Origin of the sequence: Pseudomonas sp. SF2, from assembly GCF_036858055.1 — a bacterium.
Classification (GTDB): domain Bacteria; phylum Pseudomonadota; class Gammaproteobacteria; order Pseudomonadales; family Pseudomonadaceae; genus Aquipseudomonas.
Map to the genome: position 1 here is coordinate 57,747 of NZ_JAMBDI010000002.1, position 21,260 is coordinate 79,006.

Consider the following 21,260-nt stretch of genomic DNA (forward strand, 5'->3'; position numbering starts at 1 on the left):
GCCTTGAATACTTACACCTGGCCATCAGACCCCAGGCTCAGGCAGAGGTTGCCCGTGCCTGGTCGTTTTGTTGTTCGTAGGTTGCCAGTGGCAATTGCAAGGTGAAGGTGGCGCCTTTGCCCTCTTCACTCTCGACCAATATGCGCCCGCCGTGGGCCTGGACGATCTGTTCCGATATGTAGAGCCCCAGGCCCAACCCACCACTGGCCCGCTGGGTGGCGACCCGCTCGAACTGCTGGAAGATGCGTTGCTGGTTGGCTGCGCAGATGCCGATGCCATGGTCCTGCACCTGCACGCACGCCAGGCCGTCCTGCTCGAACACCCGCACCTGCACCGGCTTGCGCTCGCCATAACGCAAGGCATTGGACAACAGATTGGCCAGCACCTGCTCGATGCGAAACTCATCCCACTCGCCCTGCAGCGGCTCGCAGCGTTGCAACTCTATATGGGTGCCCAATGCGGTGGCCTGGGCAGCAAAGTTCTCCACCAGGCCACGCACCAACTGGCCCAGGTCGAACGCTTTGGGCCGCAGCGACAGTTTGCCGGTACGGATACGCGACACATCGAGCATGTCTTCGACCAGGCGGATAAGGCTGTTGATCTGCCGCTCGTCGCGCTCGACCATGGCCTGCAGCTTGTCGCCAGTGAAGGCGGCCAAGTTGCCACGCTTCAGGTGCAGCTTGCGCAGCTGGGTTTCCAGGATCAGGCCATTGAGCGGGGTGCGCACCTCGTGGGACACGATCGACATGAAATCATCACGCATGCGCACGGCATGCTCCAGTTCACCCCGCGCCTTTTGCAGCTGGGCCAGCAGCAGTTCCTGCTCCTGGCGGCTGCGTTCGAGGGCCTGCAACTGGCGGTCGAGCACCTTGCGCTGGCGGTACAGGTCGACGAACACCGACACCTTGCTTTTTACCGCCAGGATGTCGAGCGGCTTGTGCAAAAAGTCCACTGCACCGCTTTCATACCCCTTGAACGCGTAGTTCATCTCGCGCCCGGCGGCGGTGACGAACACAATGGGGATGTTGCGGGTCTTTTCCGTGCCGCGCATCAGCTCGGCCAGCTCGAAACCGTTCATGCCCGGCATCTGCACGTCGAGGATGGCCAGGGCGAACTCGTGCTCGAGCAACAGCGACAACGCTGCCTCGGCCGACTGGGCTTGGTGCACCTCACGGCCTTCGCCCTGGATCAGGGCGTCGAGGGCCAGCAGGTTATCTGGCAGGTCGTCGACGATCAGCAGTTTGGCGATGGTGTGGCTTGGCATGCGCTGGGTTCCAGGGCGGCGAGCAACCGCTCGATGCCACTCAGAGTAAGAATATGGTCGGGCTGGTGCAGGGCCAGAGCGGCCTCCGGCATCAGCGCCACCTGTGCGTCACAAGGGTCCTGGACCACAGTCCGGCCCCCATTGTGCTTGATATAGGCCAGGCCTTCGGCACCATCCTCATTGGCACCGGTGAGCAGCATGCCCAGCAGGCCGGCACCGTAGGCATCGGCCGCCGACATGAACAGGTAATCGATCGCCGGCCGGGAAAAATGCACCGGCGGCTCCTGGCTCAGCGACAGGGTCAGGTCACGCTCCACCGACAGGTGGTAACCTGGCCCGGCAACGTATATTTGGCCGGCGAGCAGCGGCTGCTTGTCACGGGCCTCGCACACCGGCCGCTGCAGGCGGCGCTGCAGCACCTCGGCCAGTTGGCTGTGGCGGCCATCCGGCAGGTGCAGCACGCATACCACCGGGATGGTGACGCTGGCCGGCAACGCGCCCAGCACAGTGAGCAGCGCCGTCACGCCGCCCGCCGAGGCGCCGATCACCACCGCGCGCACGCCGTTCATGCTTTGCGGTAGATCCGTTCGGGCTTGACCAGCGGCTCGAAGCGCTCGCTGTAGGCGGAAAAGTCCACCGATTCCTTGCTGCCAAGCACCAGGAAGCCGCGGTGGCACAGGGACTCATGGAACAGGCCCAGGGCTCGGTCCTGCAGTTCCTTGTTGAAGTAGATAAGCACGTTGCGGCACGACACCAGCTGGGTTTCGGAAAACACGCTGTCGGTGGCCAGGCTGTGGTCAGCGAACGTCACATTGTCGCGCAGGGTGCTGTCCATGATGGCATTGCCGTAGGCCGCCGTGTAGTACTCGGCAAAGTCGCGCCGGCCGCCGGCGATGCGATAATTTTCGGCGTACTCGCGCATGTTCTTCATTGAGTAGATGCCCTGCTTGGCCTTGTCCAGCGAATGCGGGTTGATGTCGGTGGCATAGATGATGGTACGTTCCAGCAGACCTTCCTCGCGCAGCAGAATGGCCATTGAATACACCTCCTCGCCCGTGCTGCAGCCGGCAATCCATACCTTGATCGACGGCCAGGTGCGCAGCAGCGGCACCACTTCGTTGCGCAGCGCCACGTAGTGCCCCGGGTCGCGGAACATCTCGCTGACCGGGATCGTCAGGTACTGCAGCAACTGCATGAACATCCCGGGGTCGTGCAGCACCCGCTCCTGCAACGCCGACACCGTCAGGCAGTCGAACTGGCGCAGCGCATGCAGGATCCGGCGCTTGATCGAGGCGCCGGAATAGTTGCGGAAATCGTAGCTGTACTTGAGGTAGATGGCCTCGATCAGCAAGCGGATTTCGATATCGGTGTTACGTTCGCTAGTCAAATTCGCTCCAGTTGCGGCAGCCACACACGGATCAGCGAGAACAAGCGGTCCAGGTCGATCGGCTTGGCCAGGTAATCGTTGGCGCCGGCCTGCAGGCAACGCTGCTGGTCATCCTTCATCGCCTTGGCGGTCACGGCAATGATCGGCAGCTTGCGCCAGCGCGGTTGCTGGCGGATCAACCGGGTGGCCTCGAAGCCGTCCATTTCCGGCATCATCACATCCATCAGCACCAGGTCGATGTCGTCATGCTGCTCCAGGCGCTCGATGGCCTCGCGGCCGTTGCGGCCGATTTCGACGATCGCGCCCTTGTGCTCCAGCGCGCTGGTCAGGGCGAAGATGTTGCGCACGTCATCGTCCACCAGCAGCACCTTGCGGCCTTCGAACACCTTGTCGCGGCTGCGCGCGGTCTTGAGCATGCGCTGGCGTTCGTTGGAAAGTTGCGACTCGACCTTGTGCAGGAACAGCGTCACTTCGTCGAGCAGGCGCTCCGGCGAGCGGGCGCCCTTGATGATGATCGAGCGCGAGTACTTGAGCAGGTCGGCTTCTTCTTCGCGGGTCAGGTTGCGCCCGGTATACACGATCACCGGCGGGAAGGCGCGGATGTCCTCGGCGGTCATGCGCTTGAGCAGTTCGTTGCCGAGCATGTCCGGCAGCTTGAGGTCGATGATCATGCAGTCGTAAATGTTATCGCGCAGCAACGCCAGGGCATCCTGGGCCATGGCCACGGCGGTGATCTCGACATCGTCGTCGCCGATCAGGCGGGCAATGCTCTCGCGCTGCAGGTCGTCGTCCTCCACCAGCAGTATGTGCTTGAGCTTCTGGGTCAGCTTGGCCTCCAGGCGGGCGAACACTTCCTTGAGTTGTTCGCGGCTGGTGGGCTTGACCGCGTAGCCGACAGCGCCCATGTGCATGGCCGCCTCGACCCGGTCTTCCACGGAAATGATATGCACCGGGATGTGCCGGGTGCTGGCCTGCTCCTTCAGGCGTTGCAGCACGGTCAGGCCGGAATGGTCGGGCAGGCGCATGTCCAGCAGGATGGCATCGGGGATGTACTGCGCGGCCAGCTCGAAGCCCTCGTCGGCGCCCTGCGCCACCAGGCAGCTGTAACCCAGCTCGTGGGCCAGGTCGAAGAGGATGCGGGCGAAGTTCGGTTCGTCCTCGATCACCAGGATGCAGCGGTTGCCGAACGGCGCGCGCTCGCGGTCGTCGGCGAACGCTGGTGCCGGGCGTTTCGGCGCCGCGGGCACCGGTGCCTGTGGCGCGGGTGGCAGGCTATCGACCGCCGGGCGCAGGCTGACCGCCTGGATATCCTGCGCCACGCGCTCATAGCGCTCCGGCAGGATCAGGCTGAACACGCTGCCCTGGCCGGGGCTGCTGTCGACGCTGATCTGCCCGCCCAGCAGGTGCGCCAGGTCGCGGGAAATGGACAGGCCCAGGCCGGTGCCGCCATAACGGCGGTTGCTGGTGCCATCGACCTGGTGGAAGGCGCCGAAGATCGCCTGCTGCTGGTCGGCGGCGATGCCAATACCGGTATCGCGTACGGCAAAGACGATGCCGGTGCCGGGCTGATAACCGATGTTCAGGCTGACCTGGCCGCGCTCGGTGAACTTGATGGCGTTGGACAGCAGGTTCTTGAGGATCTGCTCCAGGCGCTGGCGGTCGGTGAACAGTGTGGCCGGCACTTGCGCCTCGGTAGTCACCTCGAAGGCCAGGCCCTTTTGCCCGGCCAACGGCTCGAACAGGCCGCGCAGGCCTTCAACCAAGCGCTCCACCTGGGTGCTTTCGGGGCGCACTTCGAGCTTGCCGGCCTCCACCTTGGCGATATCGAGAATGTCATTGATCAGGCTGAGCAGGTCGTTGCCGGCCGAGTAGATGGATTCGGCGAACTTGACCTGCTCGTCGCTGAGATTGCCCTCGCCGTTCTCCGCCAGCAGTTTGGCCAGGATCAGCGAGCTGTTCAGCGGTGTGCGCAACTCGTGGGACATGTTGGCGAGGAACTCGGACTTGTACTTGCTCGAACGCTGCAGTTCCTCGGCGCGTGCCTGCAGCTCGTCCTGGGCCTGGAGCAGTTCGTCGTTCTTGCGGTCCAGCGCCTCGGTGCGCTCGCACAGCTGCTCGTTGGTCTGCTCCAGCTCCGCCTGCTGGGTTTCCAGGTGAGCCTGGGACTCCTTCAGCACGCGGGATTGTTCCTCCAGTTCTTCGTTGGCGGTTTTCAGTTCTTCCTGCTGCACTTGCAGCTCTTCGTTCAGTTGCTGGGTCTCGGCCAGCACTTCCTGCAGGCGCTGCCGGTAGCGAGCGCTTTCGATGGAGATGCCAAGGTTGCCAGCGACCCGTTGCAGCAGTTCCTCGTCACGCGCCTGCAACGGCCGCAGGAAGCCCAGCTCCAGCACGCCGTTGACCTGCCCGTCGTTGCTCGCTGGCATCAGCAGGGCACTGCGCGGCAGGCCGCGGCCCAGGCCGGAGCTGAGGTGGAAATAGTCTTCGGGCAAGTCTTCCAGGCGCAGCACGCGCGCTTCGCGCACGGCCTGGGCCAGCAGGCCCTCGTGATCGCCCAGCACCTGCTCGCGGGCCTGTTCCTGCGCATCAAGGCCATAGCTGGCCATACGCACCAGGCGGCCATGCTCGTCGCGTACGTACATGGCGCCCACCACACAGCCCAGGTAACTGGCGAAGAAACGCAGGATGTTGTCACCGAGCATGGGCAGGGTCAGTTGGCCCAGCACCTGCTCGGCCAGTTGGGTCTGCCCGTTGCGCAGCCAGGCCTGGTGCTCCAGGCGCTCGGCCGAGCGCTGCTGGGCCTTGAGGTTTTCGTCATAGGTAGCCGACAACGCCAGCAGGTCGCGCCGCCCGAGGTAGGCCAGCAAGGCGCTGAGGCCGACGATGAACAGCACGAAGGACGATATGACCGTGATGGTTACATTGCTGACCTTCTGGTTACGTGCCATACGCAGCTGTTGTTCGCTGCCGATCAGGCTGTCGAACTCCTTGCGGATCTCATCGGTCAGGCGCTTGCCGCGGCCACTGCCGATCGAGGCGCGGTAGTCCCCCTGGCCGCGGCGCTGGGCGATCATCTCGTTGGCGAAGGCGTTCCAGGCCTGTTGCAGGGCAATCAGCCGGTCGATGCGTTCGACCTGTTGCGGGTTGTCCTCGACCATGCCGCGCAGGCTCTGCAGGCTGCCGAGGATGCGCGGCCTGGCCACTTCGTAGGGGTCGAGGAAACGCTCCTCGCCGGTGAGAAGGAAGCCACGCATGCCGGTCTCCATGTCGATCGACAGCTTGACCGTTTCGTTGGCATTGCCGATCACCTGGTCGGTGTGCTCGACCCACTGCATGGCCGAAAGCAGGTAGTTGATCACCGCGACAAAGGCCACGGCCCCCAGCAGGCCCACCCCCAGGGGTAGGCCGACGTTGCGGCTCAACAACTTGCGGAAGCTTCGCTGGTCCATCAAGGCTGCTTGCATCATGTGAGAACGCCCGAGCTAGAAAAGTCCATTAAAAGGTGTGGCGGATCAGTCGTTGTCGTCATCTGCCACTGTGTCGTCCCTGTTAAGCGAGTCTAACCAGCTTTGCCGGGTCTGGCAGGGCATTTAGCCAGTATTTGAAGGCGGCGTGCGCCAATCGTTCCATCTGATTGCCGGGCCCGGTATTCTCGGGAACTTCTGCTGCCGTCCGGTGCACAGATTAAAGACATACATTTTTTGCACAGGATCCTGACCATGCACCTTCTGGTAGTCGAAGACGACGACATCGTACGCATGTTGATGGTCGAAGTGCTCGACGAGCTGGGCTACGCGGTCATCGAGGCGGAGCATGCCAGCGCGGCGCTGCGCATTCTCGAGGACCCGGGCCAGGAGCTGGCGCTGATGATGACCGATGTGGGGCTGCCGGACATGCGCGGCGAAGAGTTGGCAGCCAAGGCGCGCGAACTGCGGCCGCTGTTGCCGGTACTGTTCGCCAGTGGCTATGCCGACAGCGTCGACGTGCCGGAGGGCATGCACCTGATCGGCAAGCCGTTCGGTATCGACCAGTTGCGGGAGAAAGTGCAGGCCATTCTGGGTAACCCTTGAGAACTGCGGCGCCTGCTTCGCGGGCTTGCCTGCTCCCACAGGGTCACCACAGGTGCTGAGTGCAGATGTAGCTGACTACAGCTCCCTGCGCAACAGGTAGGTATCCATGATCCACCCCCTGCGCGCCCGCTCCCGCTCACGCACTTCCAGTATCTGCGCCTTCACCGCCTGCAACGGCCCGGCAATCAGCACCTCATCCTCGGTCCCCAGGTACGCGCCCCAGTAGATCATCAGCGCCGGGTCATCGAGCCGGGCAAACGCGCACTGCCCATCTAGCATCACCAGCACATTGTCGATCTGCCCCTGCCCGGCCAGGCGCCGCCCTGGCAACACGGTCAACGGCTCACCGATACGGTTGAGCGGCACCTGATGACGCGCCGCCAACGCCTGCACGCTGCTGATGCCCGGAATTACCTGCAACCGCAGCGCCACACCGCGCTCACGGACCAAGTCAAGAATGCGCAGTGTGCTGTCGTACAGCGTCGGCTCGCCCCACAGTAGAAAGGCACCGGTTTCCCCAACGCCAATCTCCTGCTCGATCAGCTGGGCATACAGCGCCGAACGCTGCCGATGCCAGTCCTGCACCGCGCCCAGGTAGTCATCCGCCTGGCCATCGCGTGCAGGGTCGGCCACCTGCACCAGGCGGTAGCCGCCCTCGGGGCGGTAGCGTTGCAGGATGGCCTTGCGCAGGCGCACCAGCTCGTTCTTGTCGCTGCCTTTGCAGAGCACGAAGAACACACTGGCCTGACGCAGCGCATCGACCGCCTCATAGGTGACCTGGCGCGGGTCACCCGGGCCGATGCCGATCAACAACAGGTCTTTCATTGCCCAGCCCTTTGTGGGAACCAGCAGCCATTGTCAGGTGGCTGCCGGTATTTGGCAAAGCGACCCGTTAGAAGATGGAGAAGTTGTAGCTGACAATGACCCGCGTCTCGTCCATGTCACGCGCCCACTTTTCATAGTTGCTGCGGTAAGTGGAATTGCGCAGGCGCACGCTGACGTCCTTGAATGTGCCACTTTGCACCTGGTACTTGAACTCGGTGTCGCGTTCCCACTCTTTGCCTTCGGCCGTGCTGCCTGGCACCTTGATATTGTCACCGTTGATGTAACGGGTGAAGAAGGTCAGGCCGGGCACACCCAAGGCCTTGAAGTCATAGTCATAACGCACCTGCCAGGAGCGTTCCTGGGCGGCGGCAAAGTCGTTGACCTGGGCATAGTTGACCAGGTACGGGTTGGTGCCATCCAGGTAGGGCATGGCACTGTCGCCATACATGCGCTGCCAGCCGGCACTGAGTTTGTGGCCACCCAGGCTGTAGCCGAGCATGCCGCTGAACGCGCGATGGTCGATTTCGCCGGCGCGGGCATTGCCGATGTCATCACTCTTGATCAAGCGCAGGTCGGCCGACAGGCTACCCAATGCCAACGGCTGGCTGGCCACCAGGCCGAGGAAGTGCTGGCGGTAGATGTTCTCCAGCTTGGCCACCTGGTACTGGGCACTGAACCGCTCGTTGAAACGGTAATCGACACCGGCCAGGTCAAAATGGTCAGCCTCGATATCGCAGGCATAGCGCTTGTTCTTGCAATGCACGCGAATGTCCTGGCGGTCGGTGGAATCCCGTGCGGTGTACTTGTCCAGACGGGCCAGGGTGAACTTCAGGTCGCGCACTTCTTCGGAGGTGAGCATGGCGCCATGGAACATGGTTGGCAGCAGGCGGCCATCGTTGTACTTGAGCAACGGCACATCCGGCATCATCGAACCGTACTTGAGCACGGTATTGGAAACCTTGACCTTGGCCGCCAGGCCCATCTTCGCGTACTGGTCCGCCGAGTGCCGCAGGTCGTGACCGGAAGACGGCAACAGGCCGCTGTTACTGTCAGCCGGGCTGGAGTCAAGTTTGAAGCCGAACATGCCCAGCGCATCCACGCCAAAACCTACCGGCCCCTGGGTATAACCCGACTGCACATTGAGGATGAAGCCTTGTGCCCATTCTTCGCGTTTGGACGCACCCTGGCTGGAACTGCTGTGGCCGTCACGAAAATCCCGGTTGAAATAGACATTGCGTGCTTCGACCTTGGCACTGCTGTCTTCAAGAAAACCGGCGGCCTGGGCATTGACGCCGGCACACAACAGGAACAGGCCGGCAACACGACGCCCGGGGGCGAGGGGAAAAGGGGCAAACATGCGAGAAAACATCCAGAATCAAGGCGGGTAAACAACCTGTGGCACGTGCTGGCCACGGTACTGCGAGGGGACCGAACAATAGCCGGCCATCATCTGATGATGATCGCGCAAAGGCTCTGGCACGAGCCATTGGACCATGGTCTAGGCGCGCAACCAGGAAACCGCGAAAAAACAGGGAAATACCGCACGCGAAACTAGGAAAGTTCCCGGCTTACTTACAAAAAGTTTGCAGTTTACCCAGTACCCACGAATGACTACACTCGATATCAGCGAACAGCGGAACCCACCCGCGTGGCCGGCGTTTTATTCTTCTTCAATGTTCGTCACGCCTTGCCACGATCGACGTACAGGAGTGATTACAGTGTCCAGACTTGCAGAGTTTCGTGCTGCCGAAAAAGCGCTCCAGGAACAGATGGCGCAACTGGAAGCGTTGAAAAAGGATGCCGGCCTCAAACGCGAAATCGAATTCGAGCAGAAACTAGTCGGCCTGATGAAAAGCTATGACAAGAGCCTGCGCGATATCATCGCCATCCTCGACCCGAAGGCCGTGGCCCGGGTTTCCAGTGCAGCACCCAAGCAACAGCGCCGCCCGCGCGTGGTGAAGGTTTACACCAACCCGCACACCGGCGAGCGGATCGAGACCAAAGGCGGCAACCACCGCGGCCTCAAGGCCTGGAAGGAACAGTACGGAGCCGCCACGGTAGAAAGCTGGGTACGCTGATGAAACGTCCACACGCACTTCACACTTTTTTCACAAGGGCTGGCTCAGTATCGAGACAGCTAAAGGACTAGCGACCCCATCACGCGCCCGCACATGCGGGCCTCTAATTCCGGCGCCCTGCCTCGTGCAGGGCGCTTTCATTTGCGCAATCGGCGCACTGCCGTATCATGGCCAGCCTGTCTGTTTTGCCGGCGCCCTGCGCCCGGCCCCGTCTCAGGAGTTCCCATGAGCCTGCACGATCTGCAAACCCTGCCTGGCGTCACCGCACAACCGGATGCCGCCACCGCCCAGTTCGTCTTCAACCACACCATGCTGCGGGTCAAGGACATCGAGAAGTCCCTGGACTTCTATACCCGCGTGCTGGGCTTCCGCCTGGTGGACAAGCGCGACTTCCCCGAAGCTGCCTTCAGCCTGTACTTCCTGGCCCTGGTCGACCCTGCGCAGATCCCTGCCGATGACGGCGAACGCCACCAGTGGATGAAGTCGATCCCCGGCGTGCTGGAACTGACCCACAACCACGGCACCGAAAACGATGCCGAGTTCGCCTACCATAATGGCAACACCGACCCGCGCGGCTTCGGCCACATCTGCGTCTCGGTACCGGACGTACGCGCCGCCTGCGCGCGCTTCGAGGCACTGGACGTGCCCTTCCAGAAACGCCTGCAGGACGGGCGCATGAACTACCTGGCCTTCATCAAGGACCCGGACGGTTACTGGATCGAAGTCATCCAGCCGACCGAGCTCAAAGGCTAAGCGTTTATCGCGATTCGCTCGTCGGGCCGGGAACTCCCGGCCCCTTGCTGTGGTATATGAAGGTAACTGCTTCACATGCCACAGCGAGGTAAGGACGATGCAATCTCTTCACTGTGAATACCGCAAGCACACCATCACCGCCAGCGTGATGCCCCACCCCGACTCCCCCCTGCCCTATGCCGCCGGGTGCCTGATCACCGACCCCGACGGACACACCAGCAAGCGCATGTCGATGCCGATGAAGTTCTTCTCCGACCTTGAGAATGCGCAGCATGTGTCGCTGGCCCATGGTCGGGCGCTGGTCGACCAGCAGCTGGATGAAGGGCACAAGGTGTTCTGACCTTGTTAATCCCTGTGCCGACCTCTTCGCGGGCTTGCCCGCTCCCACAGGAACCCCACAGGGCCTGAAATCTGTGCAGTACCTGTGGGAGCGGGCAAGCCCGCGAAAGGGCCGGTACAGGAGTAATCAGATATCTCGGGCGTACGCCACCGCCGCCTTCACCTGCGCCTGGGTCGGCCGCACCCCGGTGTACAGCACGAACTGCTCCAGCGCCTGCAGCGCAATCACCTCCAGCCCGGTGATCACCGGTTTGCCCAACGCCAGCGCCCGTCTGATCAACGGTGTGCTCTCCGGCATCGCCACCACATCGAACACCCGCTCCGCCGCAGCGATGGCGTTCTCGGAAAATGCCAGCGCCTCGGCCTCCGGCCCGCCCGCCATGCCGATCGGCGTCACGTTGACCAACATGGGTGGGCACAGGTCCCCCAGCTCCGGCACCCAGCGATAACCGCACATATCCGCGAGCTGCCGCCCGGCCTGCTCATTACGCGCAACGATGATGCCTTCGGCGAACCCGGCATCGCGCAAGGCACTGGCCACGGCCTTGGCCATGCCGCCACTGCCGCGCAAGGCAAACGCCGTTGTCGGGTCGACCTGGTGCTGTTCCAGCAACTGGCGCACGGCCAGGTAATCGGTGTTGTAGGCCTTGAGGTGGCCATTGGTATTGACCAGGGTATTGACCGACTCGATGGCCGCCGCCGACGGATCGATCTCGTCGACCAGGGCCATGCAGGCTTCCTTGTACGGCATCGACACCCCGCAACCACGGATCCCCAAAGCGCGGATACCCGCCACCGCCGCCGGCAGGTCATCGGTGCGCATGGCCTTGTAGTAGAAGTCCAGGCCCAACTGCTGGTACAGGTGGTTATGGAACCGCACACCGAAGGTGCCAGGACGGCCCGCCAGGGAGATGCACAGCACGGTATCTCTGCTGGGAGTTGTCGACATAACCTGCTCCTTTGTCATAACTGAAACGTTTGTGCAGCGTAACAGAGGCAACCACTGGTCGTCCCTTACACAACCTTTACCGTTCCCCTGTGCTCAGCTGACAGAGAGTGGAGTCATAGTAATAGGACCCCACACTTGGGGTGTTCTTGCGAGGGTTGCTTCATGAACCGTCACATTCCCGGAATCGCCCTGCTGGTCGGTGCCCTGGCCATCAGCGGGTCCGCTGTCGCCCACGGCGGCCATGGTCATGGCCATGGTGGTTGGTATGGCCCGGGCCCGCTGCTGGGTGCGGCCGTGGTTGGTGCCGTGTTCGGGGCGACGGTTTATGGCGGGCGCGACCGTACCGTGTACGTCGAGCGCCAGCCAGTCTATTACGCACCACCGCCGGTGTACGTGCAACCACCGCCACCACCGGTGTACTACCAGCCGTACTACGTGCCGGCGCCACCGCCCCCGGGCTACCGCACCTACTATGGCCCGCCTCCGGTGTATTACGGCCCGCCGCGCTGGTAAATGTTGATGGAACCAATGACCACTATCGAGGAAGTTAATTTCAAACCGCCCCGGCTGCTGCGTAAGGTAGGGCCATGTTTACAGGAGGTCCACATGGCCACTATCCAGATCATGTCCGTTGTCGGCAGTGCCGTCCCCACCTCACTGCGTGAGCAGGGCCTGCTGGCTTGCTGGTACCTGGTGCGCAACGGCGAAGCCGTAAGCGGCCCGATGCCGACCCTGGCCTCGGCCCAGGCCCTGGTCGAACAGTTGCAACCAGGCACCCTGGTCGCCTGACCCGTATTTGTTGTGCGTTGCTCCCTACGCCCTTCTGGCCCGCCTACCTGGCGGGTCTTTTTTTTGCTTGCCGAGAGTTCTGTGGCGCCTGTGAGATCGAGCGCGCCCAGCAACACGGTGCCTGTTCCGCCCAGCCAGGTGACGGTGCCTGGGCCGAGGTCAGTAGGATCCATGAAAACCTCATTACGGATGGTGATGTCGTAAGCGCTTCCCTTGTCCGCACAATGGATTTAGCTTGCGACTAATATCACGACAAGATAAATTTAGCTTTTCGCACATTTAGCAGTAAGCTAAACACTGGCATGCTTCGCCTCATGGACATCTATGAAATTCGCAAGCACAACCTGGTCAAGCTGATCGGCAACCAGAGAAAGGGATCCTGCGCAGAGCGCTGGGGGATGGCGCCTGCGCACCTGAGCCAGATCCTTTCGGACAAGACAGCGAAGAACCTGGGCGATGACGTGGCCCGCAGAATCGAGGGCATCGAAGGCTTGCCGCGGGGTTGGTTCGATGCAATGGCAGCGGGCGACTTGGCGCAGGCGCCAGTCGAGCCTGGCGACAGCAAGCTTTCCGCTGCCGACCTGGTCAAGCAGATGCTTGCCAGAAGCGGCAAAGGCATCCCCGAAGAAACCCGGCAAAGGCTATTGGCCGCCGCCGATGAGCCGGCAGACTCGACGCTGCTAAAGGCTGAACCTGTTCGGCCAGGCCTTGTGGGCGACGAAGTGTGGATTGCCCACTATGACGTCCGGGCGGCCATGGGCGGCGGGCAGATCCCCCACGACTACCCCGAGATGTTCAAGGATGTTCGCGTCAGCCCAAGCCACCTGCGCGAGCTGGGCGTGGAGTTCAGCGAGCACCACCACCTGAAGATGGTGACCGGCTGGGGCCAGTCGATGGAACCGACCATCAAGCACCGCGACCCACTGATCGTGGACGTCAGCATCCGCGAGTTCGTCGGCGATGGAATCTACTTCTTCTCCTGGGGTGATCACATCTACATCAAGCGGCTGCAGATCGCTGACGAGGACCACTTCGAGATGATTTCCGACAACTCGCGGCACAAGGACCGCATGATTCGTCGGGAAGAGACCTACATCCAGGCCAGGGTGCTGCTGGTGTGGAATGCGCACCTTGTGTAAAGCGAAACCCATCACGACGACGTAAGCCGCTCACTCACCCAATTGGGCCGTCTTGTGGCCTTTGGCGGGCAAGCCCGGTCCTCATGCACATGACTCATTGAATCAGCAGGCCCCCCCTGTGGGAGCGGCTTTAGCCGCGAACACCGGCGTAGCCGATGCCATGCACCGCGTTGGATTCTTCGCGGCTGAAGCCGCTCCCACAGGGTACGCGGACCGTTCTCTGCTTGAGGCTTGCACCGTACCTGTTGGAGCGAGCTTTTTCCGATACTCAGAAAGGTGCCGCCTTCTCAATCTGCTGTTCGCTGTCCTGCTCGACGACAAAGTCGTCGCGTTCCTCCACGCTGCTGCGCTCCCAGCGCACCGTCACACTCTCGTCGTCGTTGAAGGTCAGCGCCAGCTCGGGCGTCTCGGCCAGCAGGCCCATCACCTCCTCCCACTCGGTATCACCGTCGGTATCCAGACGATGCACTGTCACCCAGCGCTGCGTCTGTGCGAGCGGGTGGTTGATCATCGCTGACACCCGCAAGCTCAGCCGCTCTATTCCGGTCATTTCCTGGCGCTGATGGGGCGTCGAATTCACGTGCTTAGACATATTCTTATCCTGAAGGCTGTATATTCGTACAGTATTCAAGGAAAGCTTATCCCACCGCCAAATCAAGCGTAAAGCCCCGCTGCGGAAAATTTTCGCCAACAGGTAATTTGTCGCCAAGCGAAATGAATTTAGCCCACAGCTATTGACCGACATTTAGCGAAGGGCTAAATTCCACTTCGACAGCCGCCACCGTGCTGCTGCAGCACAAACCGCCATTTTTATTCAGGAGCCTTACATGAGCGTAAATATCAGCAACCTCACCCTCGCCGTTCCTGTAGCCGAGTCGTCGATCAGCCCCGTAGCGATCGAACTCACCGGCACTGAAGCAATTGCTCAATACCCGAGCTATGTGACAGTGCTCAGCGATGGTTCGATTCAGTTGTTTGCCCCCACCAAAGGCGCTTCGAGCAAAAGCACTCACAGGACCCGTTGCGAGTGGTCAGAACCGGAATACTGGACCCTGAACAGCGCCCAGGATCACTGGAACCGCCAGACAATGACGCTGACCAAAGTCAACTGGGCGCAGAAGGTGGTCATCGCGCAGATGCACGTCTTCGGAGACGACAGCCCGCCCGTGAAGGTGTTCTGGAAGAAAGGCGAAATCACCCTGGGGTTTCGGCGGACCTACAACCAGACTGACCCGATAAACTCGACGGTGCTGAAGGGTGTCCCGCTGGGGGCAAAGTTCGAGGTGAGCATCCACGCTACCTCGGCAGGCGTGGTCACCGTTACGGCCAAGTGCAACGGGGTGACCGGTTCGTCCGGCGATCTACGGTTCGACAGCACCTGGGCTTCGCGGCTATTCGAGTTCCACGGCGGGGTCTACAACCAGGTGGACTACACCGATACGACGCCCGCCGATGACGGCTCGATCTGCATCATCAGCGACCTTGCGCTGATCCATGCCTGAGCCGAGGAAGCCGGCAAGACATCCCGATGCCCTGTATCCAAAGCGCAGGCCGCATCGGGATAGCGGTGAATTGCTTCACCTGATGGCTGCGTTTTTTCTTGAATCAGGTGCCGCTTGGCGGTGAGCCGCCGCCAGGTGCTGCATACAAGCTACGTTCAATGTTCGGGCGGGTTCTCGATGGCCTTGGCACCGTGCACATACATGTCGCTCCAGCGATCCATGCCACCGGGCCAGCATTGGCCCAGAAGAGGATGCACCCATGGCGACAATCGACACTCGGTCGCTTGCACAAAGATTCCAGAATCACAGCTTGCAATCCGGGCTCTTGATGATGGGTTAAATTCAGATGTTCCTGGAAATGCCCAGCCTGTAGCCGGGCATTTCCATGGAGGCATGATTCAGCTGCGTTTCGGTGTAGATTGCATGCCTCATGCCTTTGCAGTGCGCTCGCTTGCCCATGAGTTCTTCGGCTTGAGTGCTGATGTTCCGCTCACGCCAGCGGGAATCTGTTCGATATTGCCACCGCCACGAATGAACAGCTCAATTTGCTCGCTCAAGCGCTGATGTGCACGCTGCGTTTCTGGAGAAAAGGTCGGGTGCATGGTTGTTACCTCGGTCCAGGGCCAGGAAAAAGGCCCGAATCCCACTATACACGCTTTGGAAATTTTCCTTCGAAATGCTCGCCTGATCCCGTAATTTGAAAGCACGTTTCGACCTTACTTTCACGGGCAGATAGCAGTCCCCCGGACCAACCGGCTGATGCTTTCGAGGGATACCAGGCCGGCGCCGTCACGCGTCCGAACAGACTGTTCGGGCCTGTTGATCAGGGGTGGGCACTTTTGCCGCGTCGTGGATGCGTGCCGACGGCATCAAAACTATGAAGACCCGGGCATGACAGAACGGTTACATCATCAAGCCGATCGACTGGTGCGCGCCCCCGAGACACCGGTACGCGCTACCCGCCTCTTCCGCGAACTTTCGACGATATCAGGGGTAGTGCTTCACAAAAATTATCTCGGGGTCGCCCTCATCCAGATTCTCGACATAACCGCTCTCTATGAAGCCGAACTTTCCGAGCAGTTTTTTCATCGGTTCATTGGAGGCATTTGTCGACGTGAACAATTTTGCGGCCCCGCACTGGGATTGCAGGGTGCGGAGGATGGCAGAACCGACGCCATGACGGCGCTGCGAGTCCCTCACCATGATGAGGGGGATGAATGCGTGTCCAAAGAACGAAACACCATACCCCAGCACCATCGACGCATCGCGAGCTTCCGCGGCGATCCAGCATTGGCCGGCAGTGACAGCCTGCGCAATGAACGCTCGGCGCATTGGTTCTCGCTTGGCGATTGAATCCAGATCGACCAACCTGCCGATATCGCTGTTCGAGGCAAGCCGTACAGTTAACTGTGACGTCATTGTTATACCGTGAAATGGGCCTGATTTCGCAGTGTAATCGTTCTGATCAGCACGATGTCACCTGCCTCCATCAGTCACCAGCAACATGGGCACCAGGATGACAATCTTGCCTTTGGCAAACACCTCCAGAAGCCCTTCAGCCTTGGCACGCGGCTTTATGAAAGAACGCTGTGTCGAACGCTTCAACAACCGGCATCGCGATGCGCAACCGAGCAAGCCCCTCCTTGCTGAGTGATAGCAGGTTCGCGCGGTGATCTTGAGGGTCTATCCGTTTCTCGACAAGCCCATCTTTTTCCAAGCGAGATACGATCTGCGAGATGTGCATACGGTCCATGCCGGTGAATCTCGCGATACCCTGTTGAGTAATCTGCTCACTATTGCGCGTCAACCAACCGCACACAGCCAGAATCGCGAACTGTGGCTGAGTGAGCCCCAGTGGATTCAACAGCGCATTGAGCTGTCGCTGCCAATCCAGGAATTCGCGCCAGAGTCGGAACCCCGGGCTGCTGCTCGGCCCTGAGTAGGCAGATCCACTCCACTTTTCATCAGTATCCAGATGGCCTGCACTCATGGTGCGCTCACTCGGGCTTCGCTGGCACGCTTGAGACCTAGCATCGTGTTAGGCAACGAAGCCTGAATCGACCTGCCAACCAAATATCGAAACAAAAAGCTCAGAGGGCCTTTGAAACGGCTGCGGTGCGCCCATCGGGATCTTCGATCAAGGCGACCTGATCGCCCAGCTCAGCCAGCCAGGCTTGCGGTAGCCCCCGACTTGCCAGTACTCCCTAAGAATTCTCCGTTCAAGCGCCCGTACTGCCTTGATCGGAGATGCCGGGGCAAGAATAATGCGACCGCCAATCGGGTGAGTTGAACACCCTGCACAGGCAGGCCCCTTGATACGGCTGCCTGCACTCCAGGAAGGAATCCTTACATGTCATACCGGCTTGCAATTTTCGACTTTGACGGCACACTCGCAGACTCCTTTCCATTCTTCGTTTCCGTATTCAATCAAATTGCTGACAAGCACTCCTTCAACCGGATCCAACCAGAAGAGCTGGACTCTCTACGCAAGCAGGGGGCTCGGGAGATCATGTCTCATATCGGAATGCCTCGCTGGAAGCTACCTCTAGTGGCGCGAACTTTTATGGGGCTGATGAAGAAGCATCGAGGCTCAATCCAGCTGTTTGAGGATATCGCCAATACGTTGAGCCATCTTGATGAGAAGGGATTGATACTCGCAGTAGTGTCTTCCAACTCCAGAGAGAATGTCACGCAGGTTCTGGGTTCCAGCTGTCGACATATCCAGGCCTTCGAGTGCGGGGCTTCCATTTTCGGTAAGGCATCGCGCTTGCGCCGGGTCATGCGAAAATTTTGCGTGGCAAAAGAAGAGGTTATCTATATAGGCGATCAACCTACGGATGGTGAAGCAGCATCAACTGCCGGCATCGCCTTCGGCGCGGTTGCGTGGGGATACGGGACATATGAAGCATTTCAAAACCTTCAATCCCATGCGTGGTTCGCCGATGTAAACGAACTACGGCGACTGGCAGGTAGCCATGACCATCTGGACTCCTCCCCAAGTTAGTTAACTGCTCGCGTTGATATTGCTGACGTCGGTCCATGATTAACTGTTGCCTCACGTCGACCACCAACACCAAACCCGTTGAAAACGGAGCGTGCGGGGACAAGCCCTACGGCAAGCATCATCATCCCAGGGTTTTGGTGTCATTGCGCAGGACGGAGTACAGCCGGGACGCGACCAGCAGAGGCCGAGCAGCTTGCTGTACTTGAATACGACGTTGCCAAGTGGCGGGCAAATTTTTCGTCCCAGAGAATCAGGAAGCAGCTGAACCCAACCATAATGAGTATTCCATGCCGCGTGGAGAATCTCGCCGCTTCTGTGCCAGGCTTCTCCCTATTGGCTACTTCGTACTTGGCTGCTTGTGAATCTCCAGACGCTGTGCATCCCTGGCAAACCATACACCAACCGCAATCACCATCAGGCATATGAACACAACGTCCCATGCTCTGTGCTCAATGGCCGCCAAGATCGCGAAAAACTGCAGGGCGCCAGCCCACCATAAAAACGGTCTGATTTTCGCGTAGCGCATAGCTCACCTCATCACAGCCAACTACTCAGATTTTAGTCGACTTCGACGAGGTCCCCCATGCCCACAGAGACCCGCCCCAGCAGATGAAACCAGATCTTTACTGCATCCTTTTCAATTGCAGGCACACAAAGGCAACGATGTGCCCAATGGCAGGCATGAATCCAGCCGTCATTGCAGGCTTGGTCGGGCACTCTGTAGTGGTCTACTAACCCCGGGCACCTTCTTAGGCGAAAATGGTCGCCACACAGAGGTGTTCGATGAGCAGACAACGACGTACTTTCACCCCCGAATTCAAGCGCGAGGCAGCCGGCCTGGTGCTCGACCAGGGCTATAGCCTTACTGAAGCCGCCCGGTCGCTCGACTTGGTTGAATCGGCGCTTCGCCGCTCGGTGAATCAACTCCAGTCAGAACGGGGCGGTGCTACGCCAGCGAGCAAGGCGCTGCCCCCCGAGCAGCAGAAGATCCAAGAGTTGGCGCTGGATATGGCGTAAGAGCACCGTGGGCGGCCGCAGAATGTGCTGTTTCATAGTGACCAGGGTAGCCAGTATGGCAGCCGAGTTTTTCGTCAGCGGTTGTGGCGTTACCGCTTCAGGCAGAGCATGAGCCGCAGAGGTAATTGCCTGGACAATGCGCCCATGGAACGTTTGTTCCGCAGCCTGAAAACGGAGTGGGTGCCGAGTGTGGGCTACATGAGTGCTGCGCAGGCACAGCAGGACATTGGCAGGTTTCTGATGCAGCGCTACAACTGGGAGCGACCGCATCAGTTCAACGGTGGATTACCGCCGGCGATGGCCGAGGAAAAACTCAATCCGGTGCCCGGGATGAGTTGACCACTACAAAAACGGTCAGGCGCGGCCTGCTTTCGCCCCATACATGCCAATTGCGGGCAAAAAAGTAAAACATTCTTAATCGTTGATTAATCAAAAGCTTGAGCTTCGCCCCGGTAAGATTCCGCGCCTTTACTAGTGGAGAAAGCTCCGATGCTTCGAATGCTGTTCTGTGCCACCCTCTTAACCACCTCATTCGTCTGCTCGGCTGCTGACGTTGTACAAGGTGGTGAGGAAACGCTGACCGTTCTTAGCTCCGGCGGTATCATGGGCGCTATCCGGGAAGTGGCGCCAGCTTATGAGAAGACATACGGCGTGAAGCTGGAAGTTCTAGCCGCGCCTTCGATGGGGGAAACCCCACAGGCCGTCCCGAATAGGCTCGCCCGCGGTGAGCAGGCGGATGTAGTTCTGATGGTAGGTTCGGCGCTCGACAACCTGGTCGCCAGCGGTCTAGCCGATAAGACCAGCCGAATTGATCTCGGAAAGTCTTTCATTGCCATGGCCGTTCGCAAAGGCGAATCGAAGCCGGACATAGGCACCATGCAGGCCTTGCGCACAGTGCTGCAAAACAGCAGCTCTGTCGCGTACTCCGACAGCGCAAGCGGCGTCTATCTTTCCAAGACCCTGTTCCCTCGCCTGCAGCTCGGTGACCAGTTCGTGGCCAAGGCTCACATGATACCTGCCGAGCCTGTCGGCGCGGTGATCGCTCGCGGCGAAGCACAGATCGGCTTCCAACAGCTCAGTGAGCTTAAGCCAGTAAAGGGGATCGACATCGTTGGTCTGATCCCGGCTGAAGCGCAGAAAATGACGATGTATTCTGGCGCTGTCGTCACCAAGAGCCAGCATCATGCCGCAGCCCAGGCGCTCCTCGACTATCTGGCATCGCCACAAGCCGACGCAGCGATCAAAGATAGTGGCTTGACGCCGCTACCTCATGCAGCAAGCTGACTGCGAGCACCGACATCGAAACTGGGGCTCGGCAAAACACGAAGATCTTGCCGCAGTCTTCGCTTTGCGAGCGTCTGCAATGGGTCGAAAGCGGCCGCTCGCAGAGGCCAATCGAGCCGCCCAACAGGTGCGGCCCAGGCGTAGGTCTGCTCAATGGTTTTCAAGACCGCGTGATAAACCTCCACTCCATGTTGCCTGCAAGGCAAAATCGATTCCAAAACAACGACGAAACGGCACGGCTACAGGCCGCATACTGCAAGGGTCGCCATTTCAATTTTGGAATTGATTTTCGCACTCCTCCGGCGCTCTGCCGACCTACTCCCACACCCTCCAAGATTCGGCAAGCGCCCACAACCTGGCCGTCTCGACGATCTCCAGCATGTCGACCACGTCCTCATCATCAACCTCTCGACGCCGGCGCGCAGCGTAGGCCATTTCACTGAGCACGGCCGGGCGTCCATCGGGATCCTCGCGCAGGGCAGCCTGGTCATCCAGTTCGGACACCCAGGGCTGTGGCAGTCCTGCCATCATTCCTTCCTACACCACCACGATTGCACGTACAGCACGCCGTCGATCTCTTCGATCCCGTTTATGTTGATGCCGAGCAGGGCCCCGCATGTTGGAAGGTAGGGGCAGAATCGAGGCATATACGACACGGGTAGCCAGTCAACGCCTGCAAAGCCGATTCAGCAAAACAACCGCTCCTGGTAGAGATCTTCCTATCATCTGGGCGCTATGTAGCTATCAGAATTGTCTGATTAAACCTCCAGCCATTCCGGGGGTAACTTGGTGCACTCACTTACCGGGCATGCACCATGCAAGATACAAGGCAAACTTATGACCAAGCAAGCAAGCAAGCAAGC

Annotated in this window: 22 protein-coding genes and 2 pseudogenes; 11 read left to right on the top strand and 13 right to left on the bottom strand. The window is 60.2% G+C overall.

The window, feature by feature from the left end; genetic code table 11:
- Positions 1-37 precede the first annotated feature (37 nt).
- From M2S36_RS00765 to M2S36_RS00780, 4 genes are read right to left on the bottom strand one after another with little or no spacing between them, the layout of a single operon-like run.
- Positions 38-1,264, bottom strand: a complete 1,227-nt coding sequence (locus tag M2S36_RS00765) for a hybrid sensor histidine kinase/response regulator (RefSeq protein WP_333956511.1) — start codon at positions 1,262-1,264, stop codon at positions 38-40.
- Positions 1,234-1,833: a chemotaxis protein CheB gene (locus M2S36_RS00770; protein ID WP_063914912.1), complete on the bottom strand. Its 600-nt coding sequence runs from the start codon at positions 1,831-1,833 to the stop codon at positions 1,234-1,236. The genes M2S36_RS00765 and M2S36_RS00770 overlap by 31 nt, the downstream gene beginning before the upstream one ends.
- Positions 1,830-2,651: a CheR family methyltransferase gene (locus tag M2S36_RS00775; protein WP_207837664.1), complete on the bottom strand. Its 822-nt coding sequence runs from the start codon at positions 2,649-2,651 to the stop codon at positions 1,830-1,832. Before M2S36_RS00775 ends, M2S36_RS00770 begins: the two co-directional genes overlap by 4 nt.
- A complete protein-coding gene (locus tag M2S36_RS00780) occupies positions 2,648-6,115 on the bottom strand; it encodes a response regulator (protein WP_207837662.1) in 3,468 nt (1,155 codons plus the stop codon). The genes M2S36_RS00775 and M2S36_RS00780 overlap by 4 nt, the downstream gene beginning before the upstream one ends.
- A 252-nt stretch (positions 6,116-6,367) precedes the next feature.
- On the opposite strand from M2S36_RS00780, the gene M2S36_RS00785 reads away from it, so the two are divergent.
- Complete coding sequence (locus M2S36_RS00785; RefSeq protein ID WP_207837660.1) at positions 6,368-6,718, top strand: response regulator; 351 nt, start codon at positions 6,368-6,370, stop codon at positions 6,716-6,718.
- 75 nt (positions 6,719-6,793) lie between these two features.
- On the opposite strand, the gene cobF is transcribed toward M2S36_RS00785, so the two are convergent.
- Both cobF and M2S36_RS00795 read right to left on the bottom strand, forming a co-directional pair.
- Positions 6,794-7,543 carry a precorrin-6A synthase (deacetylating) gene (gene cobF / locus M2S36_RS00790; protein ID WP_333956512.1) on the bottom strand — a complete coding sequence of 250 codons (750 nt, stop codon included), beginning with the start codon at positions 7,541-7,543 and terminating at the stop codon, positions 6,794-6,796.
- A gap of 67 nt (positions 7,544-7,610) precedes the next feature.
- On the bottom strand, positions 7,611-8,900 hold the full coding sequence (locus M2S36_RS00795; RefSeq protein WP_333956513.1) for an OprD family porin: 1,290 nt from the start codon (positions 8,898-8,900) through the stop codon (positions 7,611-7,613).
- Between the two features lie 361 nt (positions 8,901-9,261).
- On the opposite strand from M2S36_RS00795, the gene M2S36_RS00800 reads away from it, so the two are divergent.
- The 3 genes from M2S36_RS00800 to M2S36_RS00810 all read left to right on the top strand — a co-directional run bounded on the left by M2S36_RS00800 (position 9,262) and on the right by M2S36_RS00810 (position 10,714).
- Positions 9,262-9,621, top strand: a complete 360-nt coding sequence (locus tag M2S36_RS00800) for a histone-like nucleoid-structuring protein, MvaT/MvaU family (RefSeq protein WP_063914906.1) — start codon at positions 9,262-9,264, stop codon at positions 9,619-9,621.
- A 225-nt stretch (positions 9,622-9,846) separates the two neighbouring features.
- Positions 9,847-10,374 (top strand): lactoylglutathione lyase, encoded by a 528-nt coding sequence (gene gloA, locus M2S36_RS00805; protein ID WP_063914905.1) that lies wholly within the window; start codon positions 9,847-9,849, stop codon positions 10,372-10,374.
- Between the two features lie 97 nt (positions 10,375-10,471).
- A complete protein-coding gene (locus tag M2S36_RS00810) occupies positions 10,472-10,714 on the top strand; it encodes a hypothetical protein (RefSeq protein ID WP_063914904.1) in 243 nt (80 codons plus the stop codon).
- Between the two features lie 126 nt (positions 10,715-10,840).
- Here M2S36_RS00810 and M2S36_RS00815 read toward each other — a convergent pair whose 3' ends face one another.
- Entirely contained in the window at positions 10,841-11,662 is an 822-nt protein-coding gene (locus M2S36_RS00815) for a shikimate 5-dehydrogenase (protein WP_233687721.1), read from the bottom strand.
- Between the two features lie 162 nt (positions 11,663-11,824).
- On the opposite strand from M2S36_RS00815, the gene M2S36_RS00820 reads away from it, so the two are divergent.
- Together M2S36_RS00820 and M2S36_RS00825 are read left to right on the top strand one after the other, a co-directional pair.
- Positions 11,825-12,175, top strand: coding sequence for a hypothetical protein (locus tag M2S36_RS00820; RefSeq protein ID WP_207837646.1), 351 nt, complete (start codon positions 11,825-11,827; stop codon positions 12,173-12,175).
- Between the two features lie 93 nt (positions 12,176-12,268).
- Entirely contained in the window at positions 12,269-12,451 is a 183-nt protein-coding gene (locus tag M2S36_RS00825; RefSeq protein WP_028613209.1) for a hypothetical protein, read from the top strand.
- A gap of 101 nt (positions 12,452-12,552) precedes the next feature.
- Here the strand turns inward: M2S36_RS00825 and M2S36_RS00830 are convergent.
- Positions 12,553-12,624 (bottom strand): annotated as a pseudogene (locus M2S36_RS00830) (chemotaxis protein); the annotation flags it as partial.
- A gap of 141 nt (positions 12,625-12,765) precedes the next feature.
- Between M2S36_RS00830 and M2S36_RS00835 the strand changes: the two are divergent.
- Positions 12,766-13,590, top strand: a complete 825-nt coding sequence (locus M2S36_RS00835) for a S24 family peptidase (protein WP_333956523.1) — start codon at positions 12,766-12,768, stop codon at positions 13,588-13,590.
- Positions 13,591-13,858: 268 nt separating this feature from the next.
- Here the strand turns inward: M2S36_RS00835 and M2S36_RS00840 are convergent, their stop codons facing one another.
- Entirely contained in the window at positions 13,859-14,182 is a 324-nt protein-coding gene (locus M2S36_RS00840; RefSeq protein ID WP_207837642.1) for a DUF1654 domain-containing protein, read from the bottom strand.
- A gap of 235 nt (positions 14,183-14,417) precedes the next feature.
- Between M2S36_RS00840 and M2S36_RS00845 the strand changes: the two genes are divergently transcribed.
- A complete protein-coding gene (locus tag M2S36_RS00845) occupies positions 14,418-15,092 on the top strand; it encodes a polysaccharide lyase family 7 protein (protein WP_207837641.1) in 675 nt (224 codons plus the stop codon).
- Between the two features lie 428 nt (positions 15,093-15,520).
- Here the strand turns inward: M2S36_RS00845 and M2S36_RS00850 are convergent, their stop codons facing one another.
- The 3 genes from M2S36_RS00850 to M2S36_RS00860 form a co-directional block, all read right to left on the bottom strand.
- Positions 15,521-15,694 (bottom strand): hypothetical protein, encoded by a 174-nt coding sequence (locus M2S36_RS00850; RefSeq protein ID WP_207837639.1) that lies wholly within the window; start codon positions 15,692-15,694, stop codon positions 15,521-15,523.
- 385 nt (positions 15,695-16,079) lie between these two features.
- Positions 16,080-16,511 carry a GNAT family N-acetyltransferase gene (locus tag M2S36_RS00855; RefSeq protein WP_333956515.1) on the bottom strand — a complete coding sequence of 144 codons (432 nt, stop codon included), beginning with the start codon at positions 16,509-16,511 and terminating at the stop codon, positions 16,080-16,082.
- Positions 16,512-16,647: 136 nt separating this feature from the next.
- Positions 16,648-17,082, bottom strand: a complete 435-nt coding sequence (locus tag M2S36_RS00860) for a MarR family winged helix-turn-helix transcriptional regulator (protein WP_233687723.1) — start codon at positions 17,080-17,082, stop codon at positions 16,648-16,650.
- Between the two features lie 360 nt (positions 17,083-17,442).
- Here M2S36_RS00860 and M2S36_RS00865 point away from each other — a divergent pair, with 360 nt between their 5' ends.
- The 3 genes and pseudogenes from M2S36_RS00865 (at position 17,443) to M2S36_RS00880 (ending at position 20,397) form a co-directional block, all read left to right on the top strand.
- Positions 17,443-18,096, top strand: coding sequence for an HAD hydrolase-like protein (locus M2S36_RS00865; RefSeq protein ID WP_333956517.1), 654 nt, complete (start codon positions 17,443-17,445; stop codon positions 18,094-18,096).
- A 783-nt stretch (positions 18,097-18,879) separates the two neighbouring features.
- Positions 18,880-19,452: pseudogene (locus M2S36_RS00875) on the top strand (transposase).
- 150 nt (positions 19,453-19,602) lie between these two features.
- Positions 19,603-20,397 carry a substrate-binding domain-containing protein gene (locus tag M2S36_RS00880; protein ID WP_333956518.1) on the top strand — a complete coding sequence of 265 codons (795 nt, stop codon included), beginning with the start codon at positions 19,603-19,605 and terminating at the stop codon, positions 20,395-20,397.
- Between the two features lie 315 nt (positions 20,398-20,712).
- Here M2S36_RS00880 and M2S36_RS00885 read toward each other — a convergent pair whose 3' ends face one another.
- Positions 20,713-20,928, bottom strand: coding sequence for a hypothetical protein (locus M2S36_RS00885; protein ID WP_402801185.1), 216 nt, complete (start codon positions 20,926-20,928; stop codon positions 20,713-20,715).
- Positions 20,929-21,260 lie beyond the last annotated feature (332 nt).

Coding starts and splice junctions, on each gene's coding strand:
- M2S36_RS00765 (WP_333956511.1), bottom strand. CDS start 1,264: ATGCCAAGCCACACCATCGCCAAACTGCTGATCGTCGACGACCTGCCA.
- M2S36_RS00770 (WP_063914912.1), bottom strand. CDS start 1,833: ATGAACGGCGTGCGCGCGGTGGTGATCGGCGCCTCGGCGGGCGGCGTG.
- M2S36_RS00780 (WP_207837662.1), bottom strand. CDS start 6,115: ATGATGCAAGCAGCCTTGATGGACCAGCGAAGCTTCCGCAAGTTGTTG.
- M2S36_RS00785 (WP_207837660.1), top strand. CDS start 6,368: ATGCACCTTCTGGTAGTCGAAGACGACGACATCGTACGCATGTTGATG.
- cobF (WP_333956512.1), bottom strand. CDS start 7,543: ATGAAAGACCTGTTGTTGATCGGCATCGGCCCGGGTGACCCGCGCCAG.
- M2S36_RS00795 (WP_333956513.1), bottom strand. CDS start 8,900: ATGTTTGCCCCTTTTCCCCTCGCCCCCGGGCGTCGTGTTGCCGGCCTG.
- gloA (WP_063914905.1), top strand. CDS start 9,847: ATGAGCCTGCACGATCTGCAAACCCTGCCTGGCGTCACCGCACAACCG.
- M2S36_RS00810 (WP_063914904.1), top strand. CDS start 10,472: ATGCAATCTCTTCACTGTGAATACCGCAAGCACACCATCACCGCCAGC.
- M2S36_RS00815 (WP_233687721.1), bottom strand. CDS start 11,662: ATGTCGACAACTCCCAGCAGAGATACCGTGCTGTGCATCTCCCTGGCG.
- M2S36_RS00820 (WP_207837646.1), top strand. CDS start 11,825: ATGAACCGTCACATTCCCGGAATCGCCCTGCTGGTCGGTGCCCTGGCC.
- M2S36_RS00825 (WP_028613209.1), top strand. CDS start 12,269: ATGGCCACTATCCAGATCATGTCCGTTGTCGGCAGTGCCGTCCCCACC.
- M2S36_RS00835 (WP_333956523.1), top strand. CDS start 12,766: ATGGACATCTATGAAATTCGCAAGCACAACCTGGTCAAGCTGATCGGC.
- M2S36_RS00840 (WP_207837642.1), bottom strand. CDS start 14,182: ATGTCTAAGCACGTGAATTCGACGCCCCATCAGCGCCAGGAAATGACC.
- M2S36_RS00845 (WP_207837641.1), top strand. CDS start 14,418: ATGAGCGTAAATATCAGCAACCTCACCCTCGCCGTTCCTGTAGCCGAG.
- M2S36_RS00850 (WP_207837639.1), bottom strand. CDS start 15,694: ATGCACCCGACCTTTTCTCCAGAAACGCAGCGTGCACATCAGCGCTTG.
- M2S36_RS00855 (WP_333956515.1), bottom strand. CDS start 16,511: ATGACGTCACAGTTAACTGTACGGCTTGCCTCGAACAGCGATATCGGC.
- M2S36_RS00860 (WP_233687723.1), bottom strand. CDS start 17,082: ATGAGTGCAGGCCATCTGGATACTGATGAAAAGTGGAGTGGATCTGCC.
- M2S36_RS00865 (WP_333956517.1), top strand. CDS start 17,443: ATGTCATACCGGCTTGCAATTTTCGACTTTGACGGCACACTCGCAGAC.
- M2S36_RS00880 (WP_333956518.1), top strand. CDS start 19,603: ATGCTTCGAATGCTGTTCTGTGCCACCCTCTTAACCACCTCATTCGTC.
- M2S36_RS00885 (WP_402801185.1), bottom strand. CDS start 20,928: ATGATGGCAGGACTGCCACAGCCCTGGGTGTCCGAACTGGATGACCAG.